This is a genomic window from Bradyrhizobium sp. CIAT3101, assembly GCF_029714945.1.
Classification (GTDB): domain Bacteria; phylum Pseudomonadota; class Alphaproteobacteria; order Rhizobiales; family Xanthobacteraceae; genus Bradyrhizobium.
Genome location: NZ_CP121634.1, coordinates 8,989,586 through 9,010,519 on the forward strand (window position 1 = coordinate 8,989,586; position 20,934 = coordinate 9,010,519).

The 20,934-nt window shown below is 64.1% G+C and carries 19 protein-coding genes; 11 read left to right on the top strand and 8 right to left on the bottom strand.

Features of this window, described 5'->3' with window-relative positions; all coding sequences use genetic code 11:
- Nucleotides 1-107 precede the first annotated feature (107 nt).
- Entirely contained in the window at nt 108-926 is an 819-nt protein-coding gene (locus QA645_RS41610; RefSeq protein ID WP_283046872.1) for an enoyl-CoA hydratase/isomerase family protein, read from the top strand.
- A gap of 185 nt (nt 927-1,111) precedes the next feature.
- On the opposite strand, the gene QA645_RS41615 is transcribed toward QA645_RS41610, so the two are convergent.
- From QA645_RS41615 to QA645_RS41630, 4 genes are all read right to left on the bottom strand, one after another.
- Nucleotides 1,112-3,226, bottom strand: coding sequence for an acetate--CoA ligase family protein (locus QA645_RS41615; protein ID WP_283046874.1), 2,115 nt, complete (start codon nt 3,224-3,226; stop codon nt 1,112-1,114).
- 167 nt (nt 3,227-3,393) lie between these two features.
- Nucleotides 3,394-4,140 (bottom strand): hypothetical protein, encoded by a 747-nt coding sequence (locus QA645_RS41620; protein ID WP_283046876.1) that lies wholly within the window; start codon nt 4,138-4,140, stop codon nt 3,394-3,396.
- Nucleotides 4,141-4,142: 2 nt separating this feature from the next.
- Nucleotides 4,143-4,931 carry an enoyl-CoA hydratase gene (locus QA645_RS41625; RefSeq protein WP_254191442.1) on the bottom strand — a complete coding sequence of 263 codons (789 nt, stop codon included), beginning with the start codon at nt 4,929-4,931 and terminating at the stop codon, nt 4,143-4,145.
- A gap of 172 nt (nt 4,932-5,103) precedes the next feature.
- Nucleotides 5,104-6,309 carry an ABC transporter substrate-binding protein gene (locus tag QA645_RS41630; protein WP_254191441.1) on the bottom strand — a complete coding sequence of 402 codons (1,206 nt, stop codon included), beginning with the start codon at nt 6,307-6,309 and terminating at the stop codon, nt 5,104-5,106.
- A 254-nt stretch (nt 6,310-6,563) separates the two neighbouring features.
- On the opposite strand from QA645_RS41630, the gene QA645_RS41635 reads away from it, so the two are divergent.
- Nucleotides 6,564-7,415 carry a thermonuclease family protein gene (locus QA645_RS41635; RefSeq protein WP_283046879.1) on the top strand — a complete coding sequence of 284 codons (852 nt, stop codon included), beginning with the start codon at nt 6,564-6,566 and terminating at the stop codon, nt 7,413-7,415.
- 132 nt (nt 7,416-7,547) lie between these two features.
- Nucleotides 7,548-8,939 (top strand): M48 family metalloprotease, encoded by a 1,392-nt coding sequence (locus QA645_RS41640; protein WP_254127887.1) that lies wholly within the window; start codon nt 7,548-7,550, stop codon nt 8,937-8,939.
- A gap of 129 nt (nt 8,940-9,068) precedes the next feature.
- Here the strand turns inward: QA645_RS41640 and QA645_RS41645 are convergent, their stop codons facing one another.
- Both QA645_RS41645 and QA645_RS41650 read right to left on the bottom strand, forming a co-directional pair.
- On the bottom strand, nt 9,069-9,464 hold the full coding sequence (locus tag QA645_RS41645; protein ID WP_283046882.1) for a cytochrome c family protein: 396 nt from the start codon (nt 9,462-9,464) through the stop codon (nt 9,069-9,071).
- A 55-nt stretch (nt 9,465-9,519) separates the two neighbouring features.
- Nucleotides 9,520-10,857: an MFS transporter gene (locus QA645_RS41650; protein WP_254127885.1), complete on the bottom strand. Its 1,338-nt coding sequence runs from the start codon at nt 10,855-10,857 to the stop codon at nt 9,520-9,522.
- 181 nt (nt 10,858-11,038) lie between these two features.
- On the opposite strand from QA645_RS41650, the gene cyoA reads away from it, so the two are divergent.
- The 8 genes from cyoA (at nt 11,039) to QA645_RS41690 (ending at nt 19,470) form a co-directional block, all read left to right on the top strand.
- Nucleotides 11,039-12,199 carry a ubiquinol oxidase subunit II gene (cyoA, locus tag QA645_RS41655; protein WP_283046884.1) on the top strand — a complete coding sequence of 387 codons (1,161 nt, stop codon included), beginning with the start codon at nt 11,039-11,041 and terminating at the stop codon, nt 12,197-12,199.
- 11 nt (nt 12,200-12,210) lie between these two features.
- Nucleotides 12,211-14,208 (top strand): cytochrome o ubiquinol oxidase subunit I, encoded by a 1,998-nt coding sequence (gene cyoB / locus QA645_RS41660; RefSeq protein ID WP_283046886.1) that lies wholly within the window; start codon nt 12,211-12,213, stop codon nt 14,206-14,208.
- The gene (gene cyoC, locus QA645_RS41665) at nt 14,209-14,838 is read left to right on the top strand and encodes a cytochrome o ubiquinol oxidase subunit III (RefSeq protein WP_254127882.1); all 630 of its coding nucleotides are present in this window, start codon (nt 14,209-14,211) and stop codon (nt 14,836-14,838) included.
- Nucleotides 14,835-15,215 (top strand): cytochrome o ubiquinol oxidase subunit IV, encoded by a 381-nt coding sequence (gene cyoD / locus QA645_RS41670; protein WP_254191437.1) that lies wholly within the window; start codon nt 14,835-14,837, stop codon nt 15,213-15,215. Before cyoC ends, cyoD begins: the two co-directional genes overlap by 4 nt.
- On the top strand, nt 15,212-16,060 hold the full coding sequence (locus QA645_RS41675) for an SURF1 family protein (RefSeq protein ID WP_283046889.1): 849 nt from the start codon (nt 15,212-15,214) through the stop codon (nt 16,058-16,060). Before cyoD ends, QA645_RS41675 begins: the two co-directional genes overlap by 4 nt.
- On the top strand, nt 16,032-17,417 hold the full coding sequence (locus QA645_RS41680) for an ATP-binding protein (protein ID WP_283046891.1): 1,386 nt from the start codon (nt 16,032-16,034) through the stop codon (nt 17,415-17,417). The genes QA645_RS41675 and QA645_RS41680 overlap by 29 nt, the downstream gene beginning before the upstream one ends.
- Nucleotides 17,407-17,940, top strand: coding sequence for a response regulator transcription factor (locus QA645_RS41685; RefSeq protein WP_254127878.1), 534 nt, complete (start codon nt 17,407-17,409; stop codon nt 17,938-17,940). Before QA645_RS41680 ends, QA645_RS41685 begins: the two co-directional genes overlap by 11 nt.
- Before the next feature lie 138 nt (nt 17,941-18,078).
- Nucleotides 18,079-19,470 carry an adenylate/guanylate cyclase domain-containing protein gene (locus QA645_RS41690; protein ID WP_283053601.1) on the top strand — a complete coding sequence of 464 codons (1,392 nt, stop codon included), beginning with the start codon at nt 18,079-18,081 and terminating at the stop codon, nt 19,468-19,470.
- Between the two features lie 136 nt (nt 19,471-19,606).
- Here QA645_RS41690 and QA645_RS41695 read toward each other — a convergent pair whose 3' ends face one another.
- Complete coding sequence (locus QA645_RS41695) at nt 19,607-19,855, bottom strand: hypothetical protein (protein WP_283046894.1); 249 nt, start codon at nt 19,853-19,855, stop codon at nt 19,607-19,609.
- 144 nt (nt 19,856-19,999) lie between these two features.
- On the bottom strand, nt 20,000-20,887 hold the full coding sequence (locus QA645_RS41700) for a LysR substrate-binding domain-containing protein (protein WP_283046895.1): 888 nt from the start codon (nt 20,885-20,887) through the stop codon (nt 20,000-20,002).
- Nucleotides 20,888-20,934: the final 47 nt, after the last annotated feature.

Sequence of the window (20,934 nt, forward strand, 5' to 3'; positions counted from 1 at the left end):
GTTAGGGTCGCACGATAGAGTTGATCCCCTCACCCGATTTGCTGGCGCAAATCGACCTCTCCCTATGGGAGAGGTGGTTCTTCGCTACTGAGATATTGGAGACAAGAATGAGCACCTACAAAGATATCGGCGTCGAGAAAGTCGGGCACGTCGGCACCATCGAGATCCGCAGGCCACCGCTCAACTTCTTCGACATCTCGCTGATCAACCAGATCGCGGACGCGCTCGACGAGTTCGATCGCGACATCGAGATCCGCGCCTCCGTTCTCTCGGCGCAAGGCAAGGCGTTCTGCGCCGGTGCCAATTTCGGCGATCCGGCGCGGCAGGCGCAGGAAGCGCAAGAAGCCGAGAAAAAAACCAAGGGCGACCCCGCCGACAATCTCGGCCCCATCAACCATCTCTACATCCAGGCCGTGCGCATCTTCCGCGCCAAGAAGCCGATCGTCGCGGCCGTGCAGGGCGCCGCCATCGGCGGTGGCCTCGGGCTCGCCGTATCGGCCGATTTCCGCGTCACCTGCCCCGAAGCGCGTTTCTCCGCGAACTTCACCAAGCTGGGCTTCCATCCCGGCTTCGGCCTGACGACGACGCTGCCCGAACTGATCGGCAAGAACAACGCCGAGCTGATGTTCTACACCAGCCGCCGCGTCACCGGCGAGGAAGCGTACAAGTGGGGCCTCGCCAACGAGCTGGTGCCACAGGACCAGGTGAAATCAGCCGCGATGAAGCTCGCCGGCGAGATCGCCGAATGCTCCCCGCTCGGCCTGCTCTCCACCCGCGCCACGATGCGCGCCGGCCTCGCCGATCGCGTCATGGCCGCGACCAATCACGAACTCGCCGAACAAACCCGCCTGCGCGCGACGGAAGATTTCAAGGAAGGCGTGAAGGCCACGGAAGAGCGGCGCGTGGCGAATTTCAAGGGACGGTGACTGCGGCGGCGTTCGCCATATCACTCTGGCGTCACCATATTCTCCCATGTCGTCCCGGCGAAAGCCGGGACCCATAACCACAGGGAAGAGTGTGGCGCGAGGCGCCTACTCCGAGTCTTCGCCAAACCACTGCCTGTGGCTATGGGTCCCGGCCTTCGCCGGGACGACAGTGTGGATTTGACGCGTTATTTCCGTCCCACCACCAGCGCATCCACGATCGTCACGCCCTGCCCCTCCGGATGCACGAGCACCGGGTTGAGCTCGATCTCCGCGATCTCTCCGGCATGCCGCGCGGCAAGCACTGAGACATCCGCGATCAGCTGCGCCAGCGCCGCGACATCCGCCTTTGCCGCTCCACGAAATCCGTTCAGCAGCGGCGCGGCCTTCAGTCCCGCCAGCATCGCGCCGGCTTCTTCAGCACTCACCGGTGCGGGGCGATAGACGACGTCGCGAAACAGCTCGGTGGTGATCCCGCCGAGGCCCACCATCATCATCGGGCCAAACGTCTCGTCCGTCATCGTGCCGACGATGATCTCGACACCTCTCTTCGCCATCGGCCCGACCAGCACGCCCTGAATGGCCGCCTCCGGCCGATGCTTGCGGGCATTGTTGACCAGCGCCTCGAACGCCAGAAACACTTCACCCTTGGTGTTGATATTGACGCGCACGCCGCCGACTTCGCTCTTGTGCGGAATGTCGGGCGACTGGATCTTCATCACCAGCGGAAGGCCGACGCGGGCGACCGCCGCATCCAGCTCGCTCTTCTCTTTGACCAGCACCTCATCCGGCAGCGTGATGCCGGCGGCTCGGAGCAATGCCTTGCTGTCTGCTTCGGACAAAACCGGCGACGTCAGGTGCGCCGAGAGATCGCGCGCCGGCAGCCGCACCTCTTCGGCGGCCCTCGGCAGGCTGAACTTCGCGTAGTCGGCGATCCGCCGCATCGCAACGCCGACATGGGTGAGGCCAGACAGGACCACAACGCCCGACTTCGCCATCTCGCGCCGCGCGAAGTCGGACGGTACCGTATAGGAATAGAACACCACCGGCTTGTGCTGCACGGCCAGAACCGGTGTCAGCTCCGGCTCCTTGAAGGGCTTGCGCACGTCGCTCGACAGCGACAGCACGACCAGGATCGCGTCGACTTCATCGGACACCGTGAGCAGATCGACGCTCTTCTGCAGGCCGCCCGAGGTCACGCCTTGCGCGGTGACGTCGATCGGGTTGCGTGCGGTGCTGTAGGACGGCATCAGCTTGCCGATCTCCGCTTGAATGGGCAGGGACAGCTCCGGCACATGCAAGCCTTGCAGCGCAACCGCATCTGCGCCCCAGATACCGGCGCCGCCCGACGTCGTAACCACGGCGACGCGATCGCCTTTCGGCAGCGGATTGCTCACGAGCAAAGCCGCGATCGTCAGCGCCTCGTCGAGATCATTGGAGACGATGAAGCCGTATTTGGCGAACACCGCGTCATAGGCCGCCGACCAGCCGGCCATGCTCGCGGTGTGCGAGGCTGCCGCCCGCTCGCCCGCACCGGAGCGGCCGACTTTGGTGACGATGATCGGCTTCTTCAACTCCGCCGCGCGCCGCGCGGCCGCGAGGAATTTGTCGACGTCGCGGATGCCCTCGATGAACAGCAGGATCACGTCGGTTGCGGTGTCCTGCACCATGTAGTCCAAAAATTCACCGGCACCGAGATCGGATTCATTGCCGGCGCTGACGACGTAGCTCGTCGAGATCCCGAGCGCCTTGGCGCGGTGATAATAGGCAAAGCCGACGCCGCCGCTCTGCGCGACGATGCCAATCCGCTTCGTCGTAGCGACCAGCGGCACCACACCTGGCTTGACGTCTACGGCCGGACTGAACGTCGCCGCCACGCGCTGCACATGGCTGAAAAAGCCCTCGGCGTTTGGGCCGGATATCCGCATGCCGGTGCGCTTGGCCAGCGCTGCGATCGCGTCCTGCATTGCCGCGCTGTCGCCCCCCTCCTCGGCAAAGCCGGACGAGATGATGACGGCGTTCTTGACGCCGGCAGCCGCGCATTGTTCGAGCGCCGGCAACACGGCACGAGCAGGGATGATGACGATGGCGAGATCGATCGGCGCACCGATCTCCGCGATCGATTTGTGGCAGGCGAGCCCATCGATCTCGGCGTAGTTCGGGTTCACCGGATAGATCTTTCCCGAATACTCGTTCTTGCGCAGCATCGCGAGCAATCGGCCGGGGATTTTTTCGTGGTCGCGCGATGCGCCGATCAGCGCGATGCTTGCGGGGGCGAAGAAGCTGTCGAGCGGATGCGGCATGTTGAACCCTTGCTCTTATATTGCTCCGTCATCCTGAGGTGCGAGACACGTGGCGCAACGCGGCACGTGCGGAGCCTCGAAGGGTGAACGGCCCCGCCGGTGGCCGTCGCCCTTCGAGGCTCGCCGAAGAGGCGAGCACCTCAGGGTGACGGATCACGACTAACCAATCAACTGACGCGGAACGTCACCCCGCCCAGCAGGAACTCGTTGCCCGCAACCGCCAACCCCTTCGCCTTGGCGGAGTGCAGCACCTGGGCCACGTCGGCCACCTGAAACTCCAGCGCGCTCATGATCTCGCTCGCCCCCTTCACGAAGCGGAACGTCGCATTGGGCAGCTTCAGCTCAGGGCCATCAGCCGCGACCCCGATGATCTTGCCCCAATGCGTCGCCAATCCCTTCGGGTCCGGGCTCTGCATCTCCACGGCCGTCAGCGCCTGCGTCACATCCTTGCGGATGAAGCTTTGCCAATCCGGTCCCGCGGGCGGGTACGCGCCAAGAATGTCGTCACTGCCTGCGGTGTGGTTGAACTCGATGAAAGCGGCGCGGCAGTCGCGGGGGTGGAGCTGCACCCCGTGATAGGGCGCATGGTCGATGACGTTGGCGGTGCGCACGCCAAGCGCATTGGCGTTGCGGCCGCGCTCGTCCGGATCATTGCAGCAGAAGATCACCATATAGCCGCCGCGGCCGCCGGTCTTCTCGATGAAGCGGCCGGCGGTGGTCCCGCCCTTGAAGGGCGCGACGACCTCCAGCATGATCGTGTCGACCGGGAGCAGCGCATTTTCCAGGCCGTATTTGGCGACATTGCCGTCGCGGTAGCAGACGGCGAGGCCCATGATCTCGGCGATATCGGAGATGACAGGCGCGAGCTGCGGCGCGACCAGACAAATCTGCCGCAGCCGCATATAGGGCGCCATCGTCATGCGCCCCTGAAGGCCGGCTTGCGCTTCTCGACGAAAGCCTTCGCGGCCTCCTTGTGATCCTCGGTGTCGCTGCAGCGAGTGTGATGGATGGCTTCGCCGTCGAAGCAATCTTCCAGCGGCAGGTGTTCGGCATTGTTGATGTTGCGCTTGATGTAGCCGAGTGCAATCGACGGCCCCTGCGCCAGCGACAACGCGAGTTCATGCGCGGCCGCATCGATCTCGGCGTCGGGCACGACCCTGGTCACCATGCCGATCGCATGCGCCTCTTTCGCGGTCAGCACCGGCGAGGTCAGATAAAGCTCGCGCGCCCTCGCGCTACCGAGCAGCTGGGTAAGAAAATACGTGCCGCCATAATCGCCGGAGAAGCCGACCTTGGCGAAGGCCGTCGTGATCTTGCAGGACTCGCTGGCAACGCGCAGGTCGCACGACAGCGCCATCGAAAGGCCGGCACCGGCCGCCGCACCATCGAGCTGCGCCACCACGGGTTTTGGCATCTGATGCAGGATGCGCGAGACTTCCATGCCGCGCCGGAGGTTCGCCATCTTCACTTCGAACGGCAGCGGCGCACGGCCCGCCGCCATCGACTTGACGTCGCCGCCAACGCAAAACGAGCCGCCAGCCCCCTTGAACAGCACCGCGCGCACCTCGGGATCGTCGGCCGCGCGCCGCGCCGCCTCGACCAATCCTGCGACCATCTCGGGATTGAGCGCGTTCTTTCGCTCGGGACGGTTCATGGTGATGGTGAGCAGTCCGCCTTCGAGCTTCTGCAAGACCATGTCGTTCATGGGGCGTCTCCCTTGTTGTTGTTTTGCTCTGTCATTCCGGGGCGCGCGGAGCGCGAGCTATGATGCGCAATTGCGCATCTGAGAATCCATTTCTCAACCGCTACTGCCGCCCTATGGATCCCGGGCTCTCGCTGCGCGAGCCCCGGGATGACGACGTGACGGAGTCACGTCGTTATTTCTTCACCAGCGGGCAGCGCGACTGCTCCAGCGACTGGAACGCCTCGCTGCCGGGCACGGTGGCGACGAGCTTGTAGTCGTCCCAGCGGCCCTTGGACTCCGACGGCTTCTTGACCTCGAACAGGTACATGTCGTGGATCATGCGACCATCCTCACGGATCTTGCCGTTCTTGGCGAAGAAGTCGTTGATCGGCGTGTCCTTCATCACCTTGATGACCGCAGCCGCATCGGTCGTGCCGGCCGCCTTCACCGCCTTCAGATAGTGCATGACGGAGGAATAGACGCCGGCTTGCGCCGAGGTCGGCATCCGTTTGGTCCGCTCCATGAAGCGCTTCGACCACGCGCGGGTGTCGTCGTTGAGATCCCAATAGAAGGCTTCAGCCAGCAGCAGGCCCTGCGCGGTCTCGAGACCGATCGAGTCGATATCGGAGACGAAAGCGAGCAGCGGCGAGACCTTCTGGCCGCCCTTGGTGATGCCGAACTCAGCCGCCTGCTTGATTGCGTTGACGGTATCACCGCCAGCATTGGCGAGCCCGATCACCTTGGCTTTCGAGGCCTGCGCCTGCAACAGGAACGACGAAAAGTCCGACGTGTTGAGCGGATGACGCACGCCGCCGAGCACCTTGCCACCGGTCTTCGTCACGACCGCGCTGGTGTCTTTCTCCAGGTCCTGGCCGAAGGCATAGTCGGCGGTGAGGAAGAACCAGGTGTCGAGGCCCGACTTCACGGCCGCAAGGCCGGTCACGTTGGCCTGGCCGTAGGTGTCGAACACGTAGTGGATGGTGTAGGGGCCGCAGGCTTCATTGGTGAGACGGATCGAGCCCGGGCCGTTGAACATGATGATCTTGTTGCGTGCCTTCGCGATCTCGCCGGCGGCAAGTGCGGTCGCGGACGCCGCGACGTCGTAGATCATTTCGACGCCCTGATTGTCGAGCATGTCGCGGGCGAGGTTGGCGGACAGGTCGGCTTTGTTGAGATGGTCGGCCGCGATCACCTGGATCTTGCGCCCCAGCACCTCGCCGCCGAAATCTTCCACCGCCATCTTGGCTGCGGTCTCGCTGCCGGGGCCGGTGATGTCGGCATAGAGGCTCGACATGTCGAGGATGCCGCCGATCTTCAGGGGTGGCTTGTCCTGGGCCTGCGCAGCATTCGCGCTGAGAGCCAACGCGGCAGCAAAAATGCCCGACAAAACATGCTTCATCGAAAAACCTCCCTTGATCGCCTGGCTCTGAATGGCGGCTTGATTATTGCTCTTGGCAAACGCTGTTGCCGCAATCATGCCGCATGCGCAAGAGCGCAGCAAGCGCAGGTGCGAACAGGCCGCATGCTCTGTCCGCGATTTCCGCAAAGCGGAATGGTGTGTTGCGGACAAATATATTCACGTCATTGCGAGCGCAGCGAAGCAATCCAGACTGCCTCCGCGAAAAGATTCGGGATTGCTTCGCTGCGCTCACAATGAAGGAGCGTGAGGAAGCCCTTTCGCGCCACACCGCGCTTGAGTTAAAATCGGTTCGTAACGCAACCTCTCCGGGTCTCGTGGCGCAACGGCTTCACCTCATCGTCGTATTTGTTCTCGCCGTGGGTCGCACCGCGGTCGCCGCGCCGTGCCAATTCGAGGCACAGGGCGAAGGTCGCGTTGCCGCCGTCGTCGACGCGCGCAGCATCCGCCTCGACGATGGTCGCGAAGTTCGCCTCGCCGGAATCGAACCCACCGCATCGACCAGGCAAGCGCTGACCTCGTTGCTCGTCGGCCGCGACGTGGCACTGCGCAGCGCGGACGACACACCCGACCGCTATGGCCGCCAGGGCGCGCTGGTGTTCATCGCCGAAAGCGACACCTCGGTGCAGGCCATGCTGCTCGCCCAGGGCGACGCCCTGGTTTCGGCGGAGATCGCAGACAAAGCGTGCGCCGCCGCCCTGATGTCGTTTGAGGCCGAGGCGAGGCGCCAAAAAAAGGGCAACTGGGCTGACCCGTCGGCCATAAAAAACGCGGAAAGTCCGGACGATATTTTGGCCGGGATCGGGCGCTTTATGGTGGTCGAGGGCAAAGTCCTGTCAGTCCGGCAAGCTGGGGCAACGACCTACCTCAACTTCGGACGGAACTGGACACACGGCTTTGCTGTGACTATTTCAAAGCGCGCGCTGCCGGCGTTCGAGGGCGCCGGAATGCCCCTTAAGTCTCTGGAAAATCGACGTGTTCGTGTCCGGGGCTGGGTTGAGGGGACTGCGGGGCCGCGTATCGACGTGCGTCTCTTGGGACAGGTTGAATTGCTGGGCGCAAGCGAGCCTATTGGGGTAAGGCCTTAAAGGGCCGGGCACGGGTTAAGCGACGTGAATGGGGTGCTAGAACGGCACGGACGAGGTGATGGCCGCCGCCTGCGGGCTGCGCCGGCCGCGCTTTGCCTTGTGCTCGGCACCGCGCTTGCCGGTTGCGGGGACATGAACCGGTTCCAGACCGCGGCGGCGCCGCCGACGGTGGCGATGCCGAAACCCAAGCCGGCCGTCGCGCAGACCCCCGCCACCGAAAAGGAGCACGAGCGCATCCTGGCGAGCTACGGCGGCACCTATGACGACCCCAGGCTGGAATCACTGGTCAGCAAGACCGTCGACCGGCTGGTCGCGGCGTCCGACCGCCCCGATCAGGGCTACAAGGTCACCATTCTCAATTCCGGCGCAGTGAACGCCTTCGCCCTGCCGAACGGCCAACTCTATGTCACCCGCGGGTTGCTCGCGCTGGCCAGTGACACCTCCGAATTGTCCTCCGTGCTCAGCCACGAGATGGCGCATGTGCTGTCGAAGCACGCCGCGATGCGCGAGGACCAGGCGCGCCAGGCCGCGATCGTCACCCGCGTCGTGACCGACATGAGCAACGATCCTGACCTGACCGCGCTCGCGCTCGCCAAGACCAAGCTCACTATGGCGAGCTTCTCGCGCAATCAGGAATTCGAGGCCGACGGCATCGGCGTCGGCATCTCCGCCAAGGCGCATTTCGACCCGTATGGTGCCGCACGCTTTCTCTCCGCGATGGAGCGCAATGCCGAGCTGAAGGCCGGCAAGAGCTCGCTCGATCCACGCGCGCAGGATTTCACCTCGTCGCACCCGGCCACGCCCGAACGCGTGCAGAATGCGCAGACCATTGCGCGGCAATACGTTGCCCCGGAAGGCGGCGAGCGCGACCGCGAGAGCTATCTCGCCGCGATCGATAACCTCGTCTTTGGCGAGGACCCGAGCGAAGGCTTTGTCCGCGGCCGCCGCTTCCTGCATCCCAAACTCGGCTTCACCTTCCAGGCGCCGGACAATTTCACGCTCGACAACACCGCGCAGGCGGTGATCGGCGTGCGCGAGGGCGGCTCGCAGGCGATGCGCTTTGACGTCGTGCGCGTGCCCGCCGAGCAGTCGCTCGGCGACTACCTCAATTCCGGCTGGATGGAAGGCGTCGAGAAGGCCTCCACCGAGGACATCACCATCAACGGTTTTCCGGCCGCGTCCGCCGCCGCCAAGGGCGACCAGTGGTCGTTCAAGGTCTATGCGCTGCGCTTCGGCAGCGACGTCTATCGCTTCATCTTCGCCACGCGGCAGAAGTCGACCGAGAGCGAGCGCAATGCGCGCGAGACCGTCAATTCGTTCCGCCGCCTGACCCTCGAGGAGATCCAGGCTGCGCGTCCGCTGCGCATCAAGGTCATCACCGTGCAGCCCGGCGACACCGTGGAATCGCTGTCGCACCGCATGGCCGGCGTCGATCATCCCGCCGAACGATTTCGTGTGCTGAACGGCCTCGATCGCACCGCGCAGGTGAAGGTGCGTGACCGCGTGAAGATCGTGACGGACTGACGAAACGACTGGTGCCGTAGGGTGGGCAAAGCGGAGCGTGCCCACCATCCACAAATAATGGAAACGGGTCGTGGGCACGGCGCTTACGCGCCTTTGCCCACCCTACGAGACCTGCTCTGCCGGACGAGATTACCGCGCCTTCTCCTTCAAATACGCGATGATGTCGGCACGATCCTGCGCGTCCGGGACATCAAAAAACATCTTGGTCTCCGGCACCATGGCCTGTGGTCCGGTCAGCCATTTGTCGAGATTTTCCTCGGTCCAGACGATCCCCGAGTTCTTCAGATCGGGCGAGTAATCGTAGCCGGGTACGCTGCCCGCCTTGCGCCCGACCACGCCCTTGTGCATCGGCCCGACGCCGTTCTCGACGATCGAGTGGCAGTCGGCACAGCCCTTGTAGAGCATCTGGCCGCGCGCGACGTTGCCGGTCGCGCCGGCGGGGCCGGCTGCGCATAGCAGCGCGATCGCGGCGAGAGCCAGGCTTGTCGTGCTTCGCGGGAGGACGGAATTCGACCGGACGTTCATGTGATCTCCTGTTTGCGGCAGCAAACAGGATCGTCCGGCCCGAGTTTTATTCCCGTCAGTTCGAAGTTTCGCCCGCGTCCATGTCGCCGACCTCGCGCTGGCCGCTAAGCCAGAGCGCGAGCAGGGTCCAGAACGCGCCGGAGAGCAGATAGGCACCCGAGGCGATGACGCCGAGATTGGTGGCGAGCAGCAGCGCGACCAGCGGAGCGAAGCCGGCGCCAAACAGCCAAGCCATGTCCGATGTCAGCGCGGACGCCGTGTAGCGATACATCTGCTTGAAGTTCGAGGCGATCGCGCCCGAGGACTGGCCGAAGGAGAGGCCGAGCAGGATGAAGCCGATCACCATGTAGATGGTCTCACCGAACGCGCCGGCATCGAGCAGCTGCGGGGCGAAGCCGCTGTAGATCGCGATCGCGATCGCCGATCCCATCAGCAGCGATTTGCGGCCGACGCGGTCGGCGATGACGCCGGAGGCGACGATCGCGGCGACGCCGAATACGGCGGCGACGATCTCGATGATCAGGAAGCGCACCGGGCTTTCGCGGGTGAACAGGAACACCCAGGACAGCGGAAACACCGTGACCATGTGGAACAGCGCGAAGCTTGCCAGCGGCGCGAACGCACCGAGCATGATGTTGTGGCCTTCGCGCGCGACCGTGTCGGAGATGCGCGAGGGCTGCAGTTCGCGGGTCTCGAATAGCGATGCATATTCCTCGGTCGTCACCATGCGGAGGCGCGCGAACAGCGCCACGACGTTGATGGCGAAGGCCACGAAGAACGGATAGCGCCAGCCCCAGTCGAAGAAATCGTCAGCCGAGAGGTTGCCGGCGAAATAGGCGAACAGCGCACTCGCCACGATCAGCCCGAGCGGAGCGCCGAGCTGCGGCACCATCGCGTACCAGCCGCGCTTGGAGGCCGGTGCGTTCAGCGCCAGCAGCGAGGCCATGCCGTCCCAGGCACCACCCCACGCCAGACCCTGCGCGATACGGGCCAGCGCCAGCAGCCAGATCGCGGCAACGCCGATGTCGTGATAGCCGGGCAGGAACGCGAGCGCCACGGTGGCGGTGCCGAGCAGGAATAGCGCCGAGACCAGCTTGGCCGTCTTGCCGTACTCCCGGTCGACCGTCATGAAAATGACGGTTCCGATCGGCCGGGCGATGAAGGCCAGCGCGAAAATCATGAAGGAATAGAGGGTGCCGGTCAGCTCGCTCGTGAACGGGAACACCAGGCGCGGAAACACGATCACCGAGGCGATCGCGTAGACGAAGAAGTCGAAGAATTCCGAGGTGCGGCCGATGATGACGCCGATGGCGATCTCGCCGGGACTGGCCAGGTCGTGGCCGTGCTCACCCGAGTGGAGGTCTGCCATTGCGGGGGTCTGTGCCGTCGCCATGCGTGCGCCCTTAACGTCCTGAAAACCAAAGCCGACCGCCCGGCGGGGCGCCGGACAATCCGGCCCTGTTTGGCGCAACATTCCGCACTGCAACATTGGACAAATTGTCCAATGTCCGGATTGTTGCGCCGCAGCTACCCATTGGCCCCGCAAAGGAAACTCATTCTCAAAGGCTCGGCCCGTGTCCCGTCTCAAGATCCTGGGGCTGCTACCCCTGGCAGTCGCGCTCAGCGGCTGCAACTACGTCGTGCTGGCGCCAGCCGGCGATATCGCGGCGCAACAGCGCGACCTCGTCATCATCTCCACCGTCCTGATGCTCCTGATCGTCGTCCCCGTGATGGCACTGACGGTGCTGTTCGCCTGGCGCTACCGCCAGTCCAACACCTCGGCCCGCTACGAGCCGGATTGGGACCACTCGACCAAGCTCGAGCTGGTGATCTGGTCGGCACCGCTTCTGATCATCGTCTGCCTCGGCGCGCTGACCTGGATGGGGACGCATCTGCTCGACCCCTATCGCAACATCGGCCGCATCCATGCGGAGCGTGCCGTGGACCAGTCCAAGGCCCCGCTCGACGTCGATGTCGTCGCGCTCGATTGGAAGTGGCTCTTCATCTACCCCGACTACGGCATTGCCACCGTCAACGAGCTCGCCGCGCCGGTTGACCGCCCGATCAACTTCCACATCACCGCCTCTTCGGTGATGAACTCGTTCTACATCCCCGCGCTCGCCGGACAGATCTACGCGATGCCGGGCATGGAGACGTCGCTCCACGCCGTGATCAACCACGCCGGTGCTTACAAGGGCTTTTCGGCGAACTACAGCGGCGCCGGCTTCTCCGGCATGCACTTCACCTTCCACGGCCTCGACGACAAGGGTTTTGACGCCTGGGTCGCACAGGCCAAATCCGCCGGCGGCTCGCTCGGCCGCGCCGAATATCTCCAGCTCGAGAAGCCGAGCGAGAACGAGCCGGTGCGCCGTTGGGGCACGGTCGATGCCGACCTCTATCGCCTGATCCTCAACATGTGCGTCGAGACCGGCAAGATGTGCCAGAGCGAGATGATGGCGATCGACGCCAAGGGCGGCAACGGCCATGAGGGCCTGAACAACACCCTGCCGCTGGCCTACGACAAGTATGCCCGCCGCGGCACCGTGTTCGGCCCCGAGCCGACCTTCGTCGCCGGCACCTGCACGCCGGAGGCGCCGCAAGGCGTCACCACCGCCGCGATCAAGGCGCCGCTCGACACCGCGCCACTGACCGGCGCCGGCCTGAAGCGACCGACCTTCGCGCCGCTGAAGTCCTCGTCGTTCTTCCTCGGACAACGTCCGAAGTCAGATTCCTAAAGAGATCCAGCATGTCTCCTGATCTTCTCAAGCTCATCTTCGGCCGTCTCGGCCTCGATTCACTGCCGCTGCACGAGCCGATCCTGGTCGGCACCTTCGTGATGGTCGCGCTCGGCGGCGGCGCGCTGTTCGCCGGCGTCACCTATTTCCGCCTCTGGGGCTATTTGTGGCGCGAGTGGTTCACCACCGTCGACCACAAGCGCATCGGCATCATGTACATGATCCTCGGCATCGTGATGCTGCTGCGCGGCTTCGCCGACGCGCTGATGATGCGCGCGCAACAGGCGCTCGCGTTCAACGGTTCCGAAGGCTTCCTTCCGGCCCATCACTACGACCAGGTCTTCACCGCCCACGGCGTGATCATGATCTTCTTCGTGGCGATGCCGCTGGTCACCGGCCTGATGAACTACGTGGTGCCGCTGCAGATCGGCGCGCGCGACGTGTCGTTCCCGTTCCTGAACAATTTCAGCTTCTGGATGACGGTCGGCGGCGCGGTGCTGGTGATGGCCTCGCTGTTCATCGGCGAATTCGCCCGCACCGGCTGGCTGGCTTATCCGCCGCTGTCGAACATCGGCTACAGTCCTGATGTCGGCGTCGACTATTACATCTGGGCGCTGCAGGTCGCCGGCGTCGGAACGACCTTGTCCGGCATCAACCTGATCTGCACCATCGTCAAGCTGCGCTGCCCCGGCATGACCATGATGAAGATGCCGGTTTTCACCTGGACCGCGCTCTGCACCAACATCCTGATCGTCGCCTCCTTCCCCGTCCTGACCGTCGTGCTCGCGCTGCTCTCGCTCGATCGCTACGTCGGCACCAACTTCTTCACGAACGATTTCGGCGGCAGCCCGATGATGTACGTGAACCTGATCTGGATCTGGGGCCATCCCGAGGTCTACATCCTGGTTCTCCCCGCCTTCGGCATCTTCTCGGAAGTGACCTCGACCTTCTCCGGCAAGCGGCTGTTCGGCTACACCTCGATGGTCTACGCCACGGTGGTCATCACCATCCTGTCGTACCTGGTCTGGCTGCACCACTTCTTCACGATGGGCTCGGGCGCCAGCGTCAACTCGTTCTTCGGCATCACCACGATGATCATCTCGATCCCGACGGGCGCGAAGATGTTCAACTGGCTGTTCACGATGTATCGCGGCCGCATCCGCTTCGAACTGCCAATGCTGTGGACGATCGCCTTCATGCTCACCTTCGTGCTCGGCGGCATGACCGGCGTGCTGCTCGCAGTGCCGCCGGCCGACTTCGTCCTGCACAACAGCCTGTTCCTGATCGCGCATTTCCACAACGTGATCATCGGCGGCGTGGTGTTCGGCGCGTTCGCCGGCATCAACTACTGGTTCCCGAAGGCGTTCGGCTTCAGGCTCGATCCGTTCTGGGGCAAGCTGTCGTTCTGGTTCTGGGTCACGGGCTTCTACATGGCCTTCATGCCGCTCTACGTGCTCGGCTTGATGGGCGTGACCCGCCGCCTCCGCGTGTTCGACGATCCCTCGCTCCAGATCTGGTTCGTCATCGCCGCGATCGGCGCCGGCCTCGTCGCGCTCGGCATCGGGTGCATGCTGATCCAGTTCGCGGTCTCCTTCCTCAAGCGCGAGCAGCTCAAGGACGTCACCGGTGACCCCTGGGATGCACGTACGCTGGAATGGGCGACCTCTTCGCCGCCACCGGACTACAACTTCGCCTTCACCCCCGTTGTTCACGACAATGACGCGTGGTGGGACATGAAGAAGCGCGGCTATCAGCGTCCGCTCACCGGGTTCAAGCCGATCCATATGCCCAGCAGCACCGGCACCGGCGTGATCCTCGCCGGCTTTGCCACCGCGATGGGCTTCGGTCTGATCTGGTACATGTGGTGGCTGGCGGCTGCGAGCTTCATCGCGATGCTCGCCGTCGGGATCGGTCACACCTTCAACTATCACCGCGACTTCGACATTCCGGCTGACGACGTCATCCGGACCGAGGACGCGCGCACCAAGCTGCTCGCCGGAGTCAAGTAAATGACTGTCGCTATCAATCCGTCACAAACCGGCGAGCCGGTCTTCTATCTTGCCGACGAACACCCGCATCCGGAAGGCTACAGCACCTCGCTCGGCTTCTGGATCTACCTGATGAGCGACTGCCTCATCTTCGCGATGCTGTTCGCCGCCTTCGGCGTGCTCGGCGCCAACTACGCCGCCGGACCCGCGCCGAAGGACCTGTTCGACCTCAACCTGGTTGCAGTGAACACCTCGATGCTGCTGCTGTCGTCGATCACCTATGGTTTTGCGATGCTGACGATGCAGCAGAACAAGGTCGGCCAGACCCAGATGTGGCTGGCGATCACCGGCCTGTTCGGTGTCGCCTTCATCAGCATCGAGCTCACCGAGTTCGCCCACATGATCCACGAGGGCGCGACGCCTCAGCGCAGCGCCTTCCTGTCCTCCTTCTTCACCCTGGTCGGCACCCACGGCCTGCACGTCTCCTGCGGCCTGATCTGGCTGGTGACCCTGATGGTGCAGGTCTGGCGTTTCGGCCTGATCGAGGCCAACCGCCGCCGCCTGATGTGCCTGTCGATGTTCTGGCACTTCCTCGACGTGGTCTGGATCGGCGTCTTCACCTTCGTCTATCTCCTGGGAGTTCTGCGATGAACACCGACACCCACGCCGCCCACGCGGGCGACCATCACCACGATACCGGCCACGCCCACAGCACGTTCTCGGGCTACATGCTCGGCTTCGTGCTCTCGGTGGTGCTCACCGCGATCCCGTTCTGGCTGGTGATGAGCGGCACGCTGCCGAGCAAGCAGATCACCGCGCTGGTCATCATGGCGTTCGCGGTCGTCCAGATCGTCGTGCACATGATCTACTTCCTGCACATGAGCCCGAAGTCCGAGAACGGCTGGAGCATGATGGCGCTGATCTTCACCATCGTGATGGTGGTGATCGCGCTGTCCGGTTCGCTGTGGGTGATGAACCACCTCAACAGCAACATGATGCCGATCCACGAGATGACGGGAATGAAGTGAGCGATCTCGTGAGCCCCGAGGACAACGACGTGCGCGGCCCCGCAAAGGCTGCGCGCCCGTCCCTGTGGCTCACGGCTCTCTCGCTCACGGCTTTCGTCGTTCTGATCGCCCTCGGGGTCTGGCAGGTCGAGCGCCGCGCCTGGAAGCTCGCGCTGATCGACCGCGTCGAGCAGCGCGTTCATGCCGCGGCCCAGCCGATCCCCGCGCGCGCGGCTTGGCCGGCGATCACCGCCGCAGGCGACGAATACCGGCATGTCAGCGTGTCCGGCCGCTTCCTGCACGACCGCGAGACCCTGGTTCAGGCCGTCACCGAGGAAGGCCCCGGCTATTGGGTGCTGACGCCGCTCCAGCGCAGCGACGGCACGCTTGTCCTGATCAATCGCGGCTTCGTGCCGTCCGAGCGGCGCGACCCATCGACGCGTCAGGCCGGCAATCCCGACGGCCAGATCGAGGTCACCGGGCTGCTGCGCATCACCGAGCCGAAAGGCGGCTTCCTCCGGGACAACGTACCCCAGCACAACCGCTGGTATTCGCGCGATGTCGCCGCGATTGCGGCCGCGCGCGACCTGACGAACGTCGCCCCGTTCTTCGTCGATGCTGACGCCGGATCACGATCCGGCAGCGGTCCAATCGGCGGATTGACCGTGGTCCGCTTTCCCAATAACCACCTGATCTACGCGCTGACGTGGTTTGCCCTGGCTTTCATGCTGGCCGGCCGGCTTTTCGTCACATTCCGCGGCGGGCTGTTCCGCCGCACACGCTTCGTCCACGAAACGGCCGGCGGCTCGGATGCCTCCGCTCGCAGGACGGGATCAGATGCTGGAACGATCGTCGAACCGACCTGACGACGGGAACACTTACGGCGAGCTCGCCGTCACGCTGCAATCGCAGGCGGACGCGCGCAGCGAGCTGATCGGCGCTGCCCCAACCGACGACGAGACCAACCGCAAGAATATGGCGCTGCTGATCCAGCTGCGCTGGACCGCGGTGGTCGGCCAGATCGTGACGATCGGCGGCGTGCATTTCTGGCTCGGCATTCCCCTGCCCCTCACCCGCATGGGCGCGGTGATCGGCGCGCTGGTGCTGCTCAATGTCTCGAGCCTGGTCTGGGTGCGCCATCGCGCCGCGATCACCAACAACGAGCTCCTGGTCGCGCTGATGCTGGATGTCGCCGCGCTGACCGCGCAACTCTACCTCAGCGGCGGCGCCACCAATCCCTTCACCTCGCTGTTCCTGCTCCAGGTCACGCTCGGCGCGGTGCTGCTCGATGCTCGCTCGACCTGGTCGCTGGTGGCGCTGAGCTGCGCGAGCTTCGTCTGGCTGACGATGGCCTACCGGCCGCTCGATCTGCCGCCGAATCCGCTGAGCGAGACCTATACGCTCACCGTCACCGGCATGCTGCTGGGCTTCATCCTCAACGCCGTGCTGCTGGTCGTGTTCGTCACCCGCATCAACAGGAATTTGCGCGAGCGCGATGCGCATCTGGCGGCGCTGCGCCAGCACGCCGCCGAGCAGGATCACATCGTCCGTATGGGCCTGCTCGCCTCCGGCGCGGCGCACGAGCTCGGCACCCCGCTCGCCTCGCTCTCGGTCATCCTCAGCGACTGGCGCCGCATGCCGGATCTCGCCGCCGATCGGGAGCTTGCCGAGGACCTCACCGAGATGGAAACCTCGCTGCAACGCTGCAAGACCATCGTGACGGGCATTCTGGTCTCGGCCGGCGAAGCGCGCGGCGAGGGATCCTCGCCGACGACGGTGACGGCCTTCGTCACTGCGCTGGTCGAAGAATGGCGCGACGCTCGCTCGGCGCGCACCCTGTATTTCGTCAACACCTTTGGCGAGGACGTCGCGATCGTCTCGGACATCGCGCTGAAGCAGGTGATCTTCAACGTGCTCGACAATGCCTATGAAGTTTCGCGCGAGTGGGTGGAGCTGGTCGCCGAACGCGAAGGCGACAATCTGGTGCTCTCGATCAGCGACCGCGGCCCGGGCTTCGCACCGGAAATGCTGGCGCAGCTCGGAAAACCCTATCAGTCGAGCAAGGGCCGCGCCGGCGGTGGGCTCGGCCTGTTCCTGGTGGTCAACGTGGTGCGCAAGCTGGGTGGCGGCGTGACGGCCGAGAACCACAGGAAACGTGGCGCTACCGTCCGCCTGACGCTGCCGCTCGCTACACTCGCGATCGGAGGCAGCTTTGACGCCTGACCGCTCGCTCATCGTCGTCGAGGACGACGAAGGTTTTGCGCGCACCCTGAAACGCTCGTTCGAGCGCCGCGGCTATGAGGTCGTGCTCGCGGCTTCGATCGAAGACGTCAGGAAGGTTCTGGAGGAGCGATCCTTCGGCTATGCGGTGGTCGACCTCAAGCTCGGCGGCGCCTCCGGTCTTGCCTGTGTCGAGCTGCTGCACACCCACGACGAAGAGATGCTGATCGTGGTGCTGACGGGCTTTGCCAGCATCTCGACCGCCGTCGAGGCGATCAAGCTCGGCGCCTGTCACTACCTCGCCAAGCCTTCCAACACCGACGACATCGAAGCCGCCTTCACCAAGGCTGAAGGCAATGCCGAGGTTGCGCTCGACGTGCGGCCGACCTCGATCAAGACGCTTGAATGGGAGCGCATCCACCAGACGCTGATCGAGACGGATTTCAACATCTCGGAAGCGGCAAGGCGGCTGGGCATGCACCGGCGTACGCTGGCACGAAAGCTCGAGAAGCGGCCGGTGAAGTGAGCGATTCGCTAACGCGGATGGAAAACACTCATCCGGGCTGATGACCTCTTAGCCATGCATCACTAGACTGTCGAATGCGGCGGCTGACGGCCGCCGCCAGTGCTGCAACGGCCCAAGCGAGGAGACTGCCCCGTGACAATGCTCGTCGAGCGCCTCGACTCGTCCGCCTCGCCTTCACGCGCGCGCAGCCAGCGCGAGACCGAAACCGTCCAGTTCGCGCAGGCCGCACTCGCATCAGCCAAGCAGGAGGGCCTGCAACTGGCCGTGCGGGCGCGCTATGTCGCGCTGGCCGTCATCGCCTGCCTGCTGCCGGCCATCAACCCGGCCTGGGAGCAGCTCTACTACGTGGCGCTGCTCGGCCTGTTCGCACTGATCGGCTGGGCCCAGGTCAGGGTTGGGCGGGTCGGCGTGTCGCGGCCTGAACTAGCACTCATATTCTGCGACCTGGCGCTCCTCACATTCGTCATCATCGTCCCGAACCCCTTCGGCACGACGCACTGGCCGGTGGCGATGCAATACCATTTCGGCAACTTCATTTATTTCTTCGTACTGCTCTCGGGCGCCACGCTGGCCTATTCCTGGCGAACGGTGGTTGCGGTCGGAACATGGACCGCAGCGCTCTGGGCGATCGGCGTGGCCTGGGTGTGGTGGCAACCTGATCGCGATCCGGCATTGACCGCCCGCATTGCCGACGCGGTGGGCAGCGATCACAGGCTGTTCGCACTGATCTCGCCCGCCGCGATCGGATTCGGTTTGCGCATCCAGGAAATCGTCGTCTTCATGATCGTCGCAGTGACGCTGGCGCTCGCCGTCCGTCGCAGCAACGATCTGCTGATCCGGCATGCGGCAGTGGAACGGGAGCGCGGCAATCTTGCGCGCTACTTCTCGCCCAACGTCGTGACGGAATTGTCGAAGCACGACGAGCCACTGAAGCAGGTGCGCACGCAGAACGTCGCGGTGCTGTTCGTGGATATCGTCGGCTTCACGGCCTTTGCCGATATACGCCCTCCGGAGGAGGTGGTGCGGACGTTGCGCGAATTTCACGGATTGATGGAGCAGGAGGTGTTCCGTCACGACGGCACGTTGGACAAATATCTGGGTGACGGATTGATGGCGACATTCGGCACGCCCTTCGCCGGAACGCGCGATGCAAGCAACGCGTTGCGCTGCGCCCAGGCCATGATTGCGGCGGCGGACAGGTGGAGCGCGCAGCGAACAGCATCCGGTGAGCCGCCGATGCACGTCAGCTTTGGTCTGCATTACGGGCCGGTGGTGCTCGGCGACATCGGGCACACCTGCCTGGAATTTGCGGTGATCGGCGCGACCGTCAACGCCGCCAGCCGCCTCGAAGCGCTGACGCGCACGCTCGACTGCGCGCTGGTGGCGAGCCACGATCTCGTCAGCCGCGCCAAACTGGAGCTCGGCAACACAGCCGAGACATTTGCATCATTGATCGCCCTGGATCCCCAAGCGATCCGCGGGCTCGAGCGGCCGATCGCGATATGGACCCAGCCGCGCGCAGCGCCATAAGGCAAGTCTCGACCGCAGTTGCATCACAAACAAAAAGCCCGGCCGACCGGCGGCCGGGCTTTTGATTGCGTTGCGATCGACGCGAGCGCCTACGCGGCCTCGTCGGCGACGTCCGCCTTCACAGTGCGAACAATAATTATTGGCTCGCGATGTGTCCGCTGGAGTCGAAATCATTCTTCGGGTTGTAGCCGGAATCGTGCAGATTGCGGAGATAAGTAGCGTGATCGGTGCTGTTCGGCCCGCCCGTCCACCCCGTCGGAGGCTGAGAAGCAGGATCCGGAACGCCAGCCTGTGTGTTCAGCGCGTGGTGATGATGATGCGCTGCCGAGGCGGCAGAAGCCGAGAGAGAAAGGATTGCAAGAGCGACGAATAGTTTTCTTGTCATGGTTGGCTCCCTTGAGGTTTCTTGAGGTTCTCCCCTGTAGCGTTACAAGCGATAGCACAACCTGGGCGTCACACGTTCATTACAAACCGTCTCCGTCACTACAAAGTGAAATGCGCGCCTGCTCGTGACACGTCTCGCAAGAATTCAGGACGACGGTGCGAGTTTGCCCACTTCCGAGAGAAGCAGCTTCAGGATCGGCGACTTGTTCGCCTTGTGATAGGCGACGACGAGATCGAGCATCGGTGCATCGCCCCGCACCGGCCGAGTGGTGATCGTCTTCGGCAGATATCGCTTGGTGTAAGCCGGCAGCATCATGACGCCGCGCGTGGACGCGATCATGGAGATCGCGTGGACGACATTGTGCACTTCTCTGTCGGGCATGAGGTCGATTCCGGTCCGGCTGAAATAATCAGAAACAATACGGCGAACCGCGGGAGCGGATTTGGACGGTAGGTAGAAAATTTCATCCCTGATCTCCTCGGGCGCCACCGTGGCTTGCGATGCGAGCCGATGGTCGCTCGGAAAGACGAAGACCAGCGGATCGGTGCGGACGCGCCGGCAGAGCAGATCTTCCATGTGCTCTTCCGGCCGGATGAAGGCAGCATCGAGCTTTCGCCGCATCAGGGCCTTGGCAAGCGAGGGCGAGTAATCGCTCGACAGGCGAATGTCGATGCCGGGAAATGCGCCGCGCAGAACGCGGTCCACCTCGGGCAGCAGATCGATCTCGGCGCCCGACAGAAAGCCCAGTGAGAAAGCAGGCTGCGGGGGCTGCGCGGCCCGAAGCGCCGCTTCCCTGGCAGCCTCCGCCTGAAGCAGCGCCATTCGGGCGTGTTCGAGAAAGGCCTTGCCCGCCGACGTCAGCGCGATGCCTTGGGCACTGCGGGTCATCAAGGAAACGCCAACCTCCTGCTCGAGATCGCGGATCTGCCGGCTGAGCGACGGCTGCGACGTGTGCAGCTTCTTCTCGGCGGCAACTGTCAAACTGCCTGCATCGGCAACGGCGACGAAATAGCGGAGATGCCGAAGCTCCATCGCGATCTCCCATATCTCTTGGGCATGGGGCCAGCTTACAAAGTCTT

What these genes read in the sequence shown, in the direction of transcription:
- QA645_RS41700 (WP_283046895.1), bottom strand. Translation starts at nt 20,887, where the DNA reads ATGGAGCTTCGGCATCTCCGCTATTTCGTCGCCGTTGCCGATGCAGGC.
- QA645_RS41680 (WP_283046891.1), top strand. Translation starts at nt 16,032, where the DNA reads ATGCTGGAACGATCGTCGAACCGACCTGACGACGGGAACACTTACGGC.
- QA645_RS41630 (WP_254191441.1), bottom strand. Translation starts at nt 6,309, where the DNA reads ATGAAGCATGTTTTGTCGGGCATTTTTGCTGCCGCGTTGGCTCTCAGC.
- cyoC (WP_254127882.1), top strand. Translation starts at nt 14,209, where the DNA reads ATGACTGTCGCTATCAATCCGTCACAAACCGGCGAGCCGGTCTTCTAT.
- QA645_RS41695 (WP_283046894.1), bottom strand. Translation starts at nt 19,855, where the DNA reads ATGACAAGAAAACTATTCGTCGCTCTTGCAATCCTTTCTCTCTCGGCT.
- QA645_RS41635 (WP_283046879.1), top strand. Translation starts at nt 6,564, where the DNA reads ATGAAGGAGCGTGAGGAAGCCCTTTCGCGCCACACCGCGCTTGAGTTA.
- cyoD (WP_254191437.1), top strand. Translation starts at nt 14,835, where the DNA reads ATGAACACCGACACCCACGCCGCCCACGCGGGCGACCATCACCACGAT.
- QA645_RS41625 (WP_254191442.1), bottom strand. Translation starts at nt 4,931, where the DNA reads ATGAACGACATGGTCTTGCAGAAGCTCGAAGGCGGACTGCTCACCATC.
- QA645_RS41690 (WP_283053601.1), top strand. Translation starts at nt 18,079, where the DNA reads ATGCTCGTCGAGCGCCTCGACTCGTCCGCCTCGCCTTCACGCGCGCGC.
- cyoB (WP_283046886.1), top strand. Translation starts at nt 12,211, where the DNA reads ATGTCTCCTGATCTTCTCAAGCTCATCTTCGGCCGTCTCGGCCTCGAT.
- QA645_RS41610 (WP_283046872.1), top strand. Translation starts at nt 108, where the DNA reads ATGAGCACCTACAAAGATATCGGCGTCGAGAAAGTCGGGCACGTCGGC.
- QA645_RS41620 (WP_283046876.1), bottom strand. Translation starts at nt 4,140, where the DNA reads ATGGCGCCCTATATGCGGCTGCGGCAGATTTGTCTGGTCGCGCCGCAG.
- QA645_RS41615 (WP_283046874.1), bottom strand. Translation starts at nt 3,226, where the DNA reads ATGCCGCATCCGCTCGACAGCTTCTTCGCCCCCGCAAGCATCGCGCTG.
- QA645_RS41645 (WP_283046882.1), bottom strand. Translation starts at nt 9,464, where the DNA reads ATGAACGTCCGGTCGAATTCCGTCCTCCCGCGAAGCACGACAAGCCTG.
- QA645_RS41650 (WP_254127885.1), bottom strand. Translation starts at nt 10,857, where the DNA reads ATGGCGACGGCACAGACCCCCGCAATGGCAGACCTCCACTCGGGTGAG.
- QA645_RS41640 (WP_254127887.1), top strand. Translation starts at nt 7,548, where the DNA reads ATGAACCGGTTCCAGACCGCGGCGGCGCCGCCGACGGTGGCGATGCCG.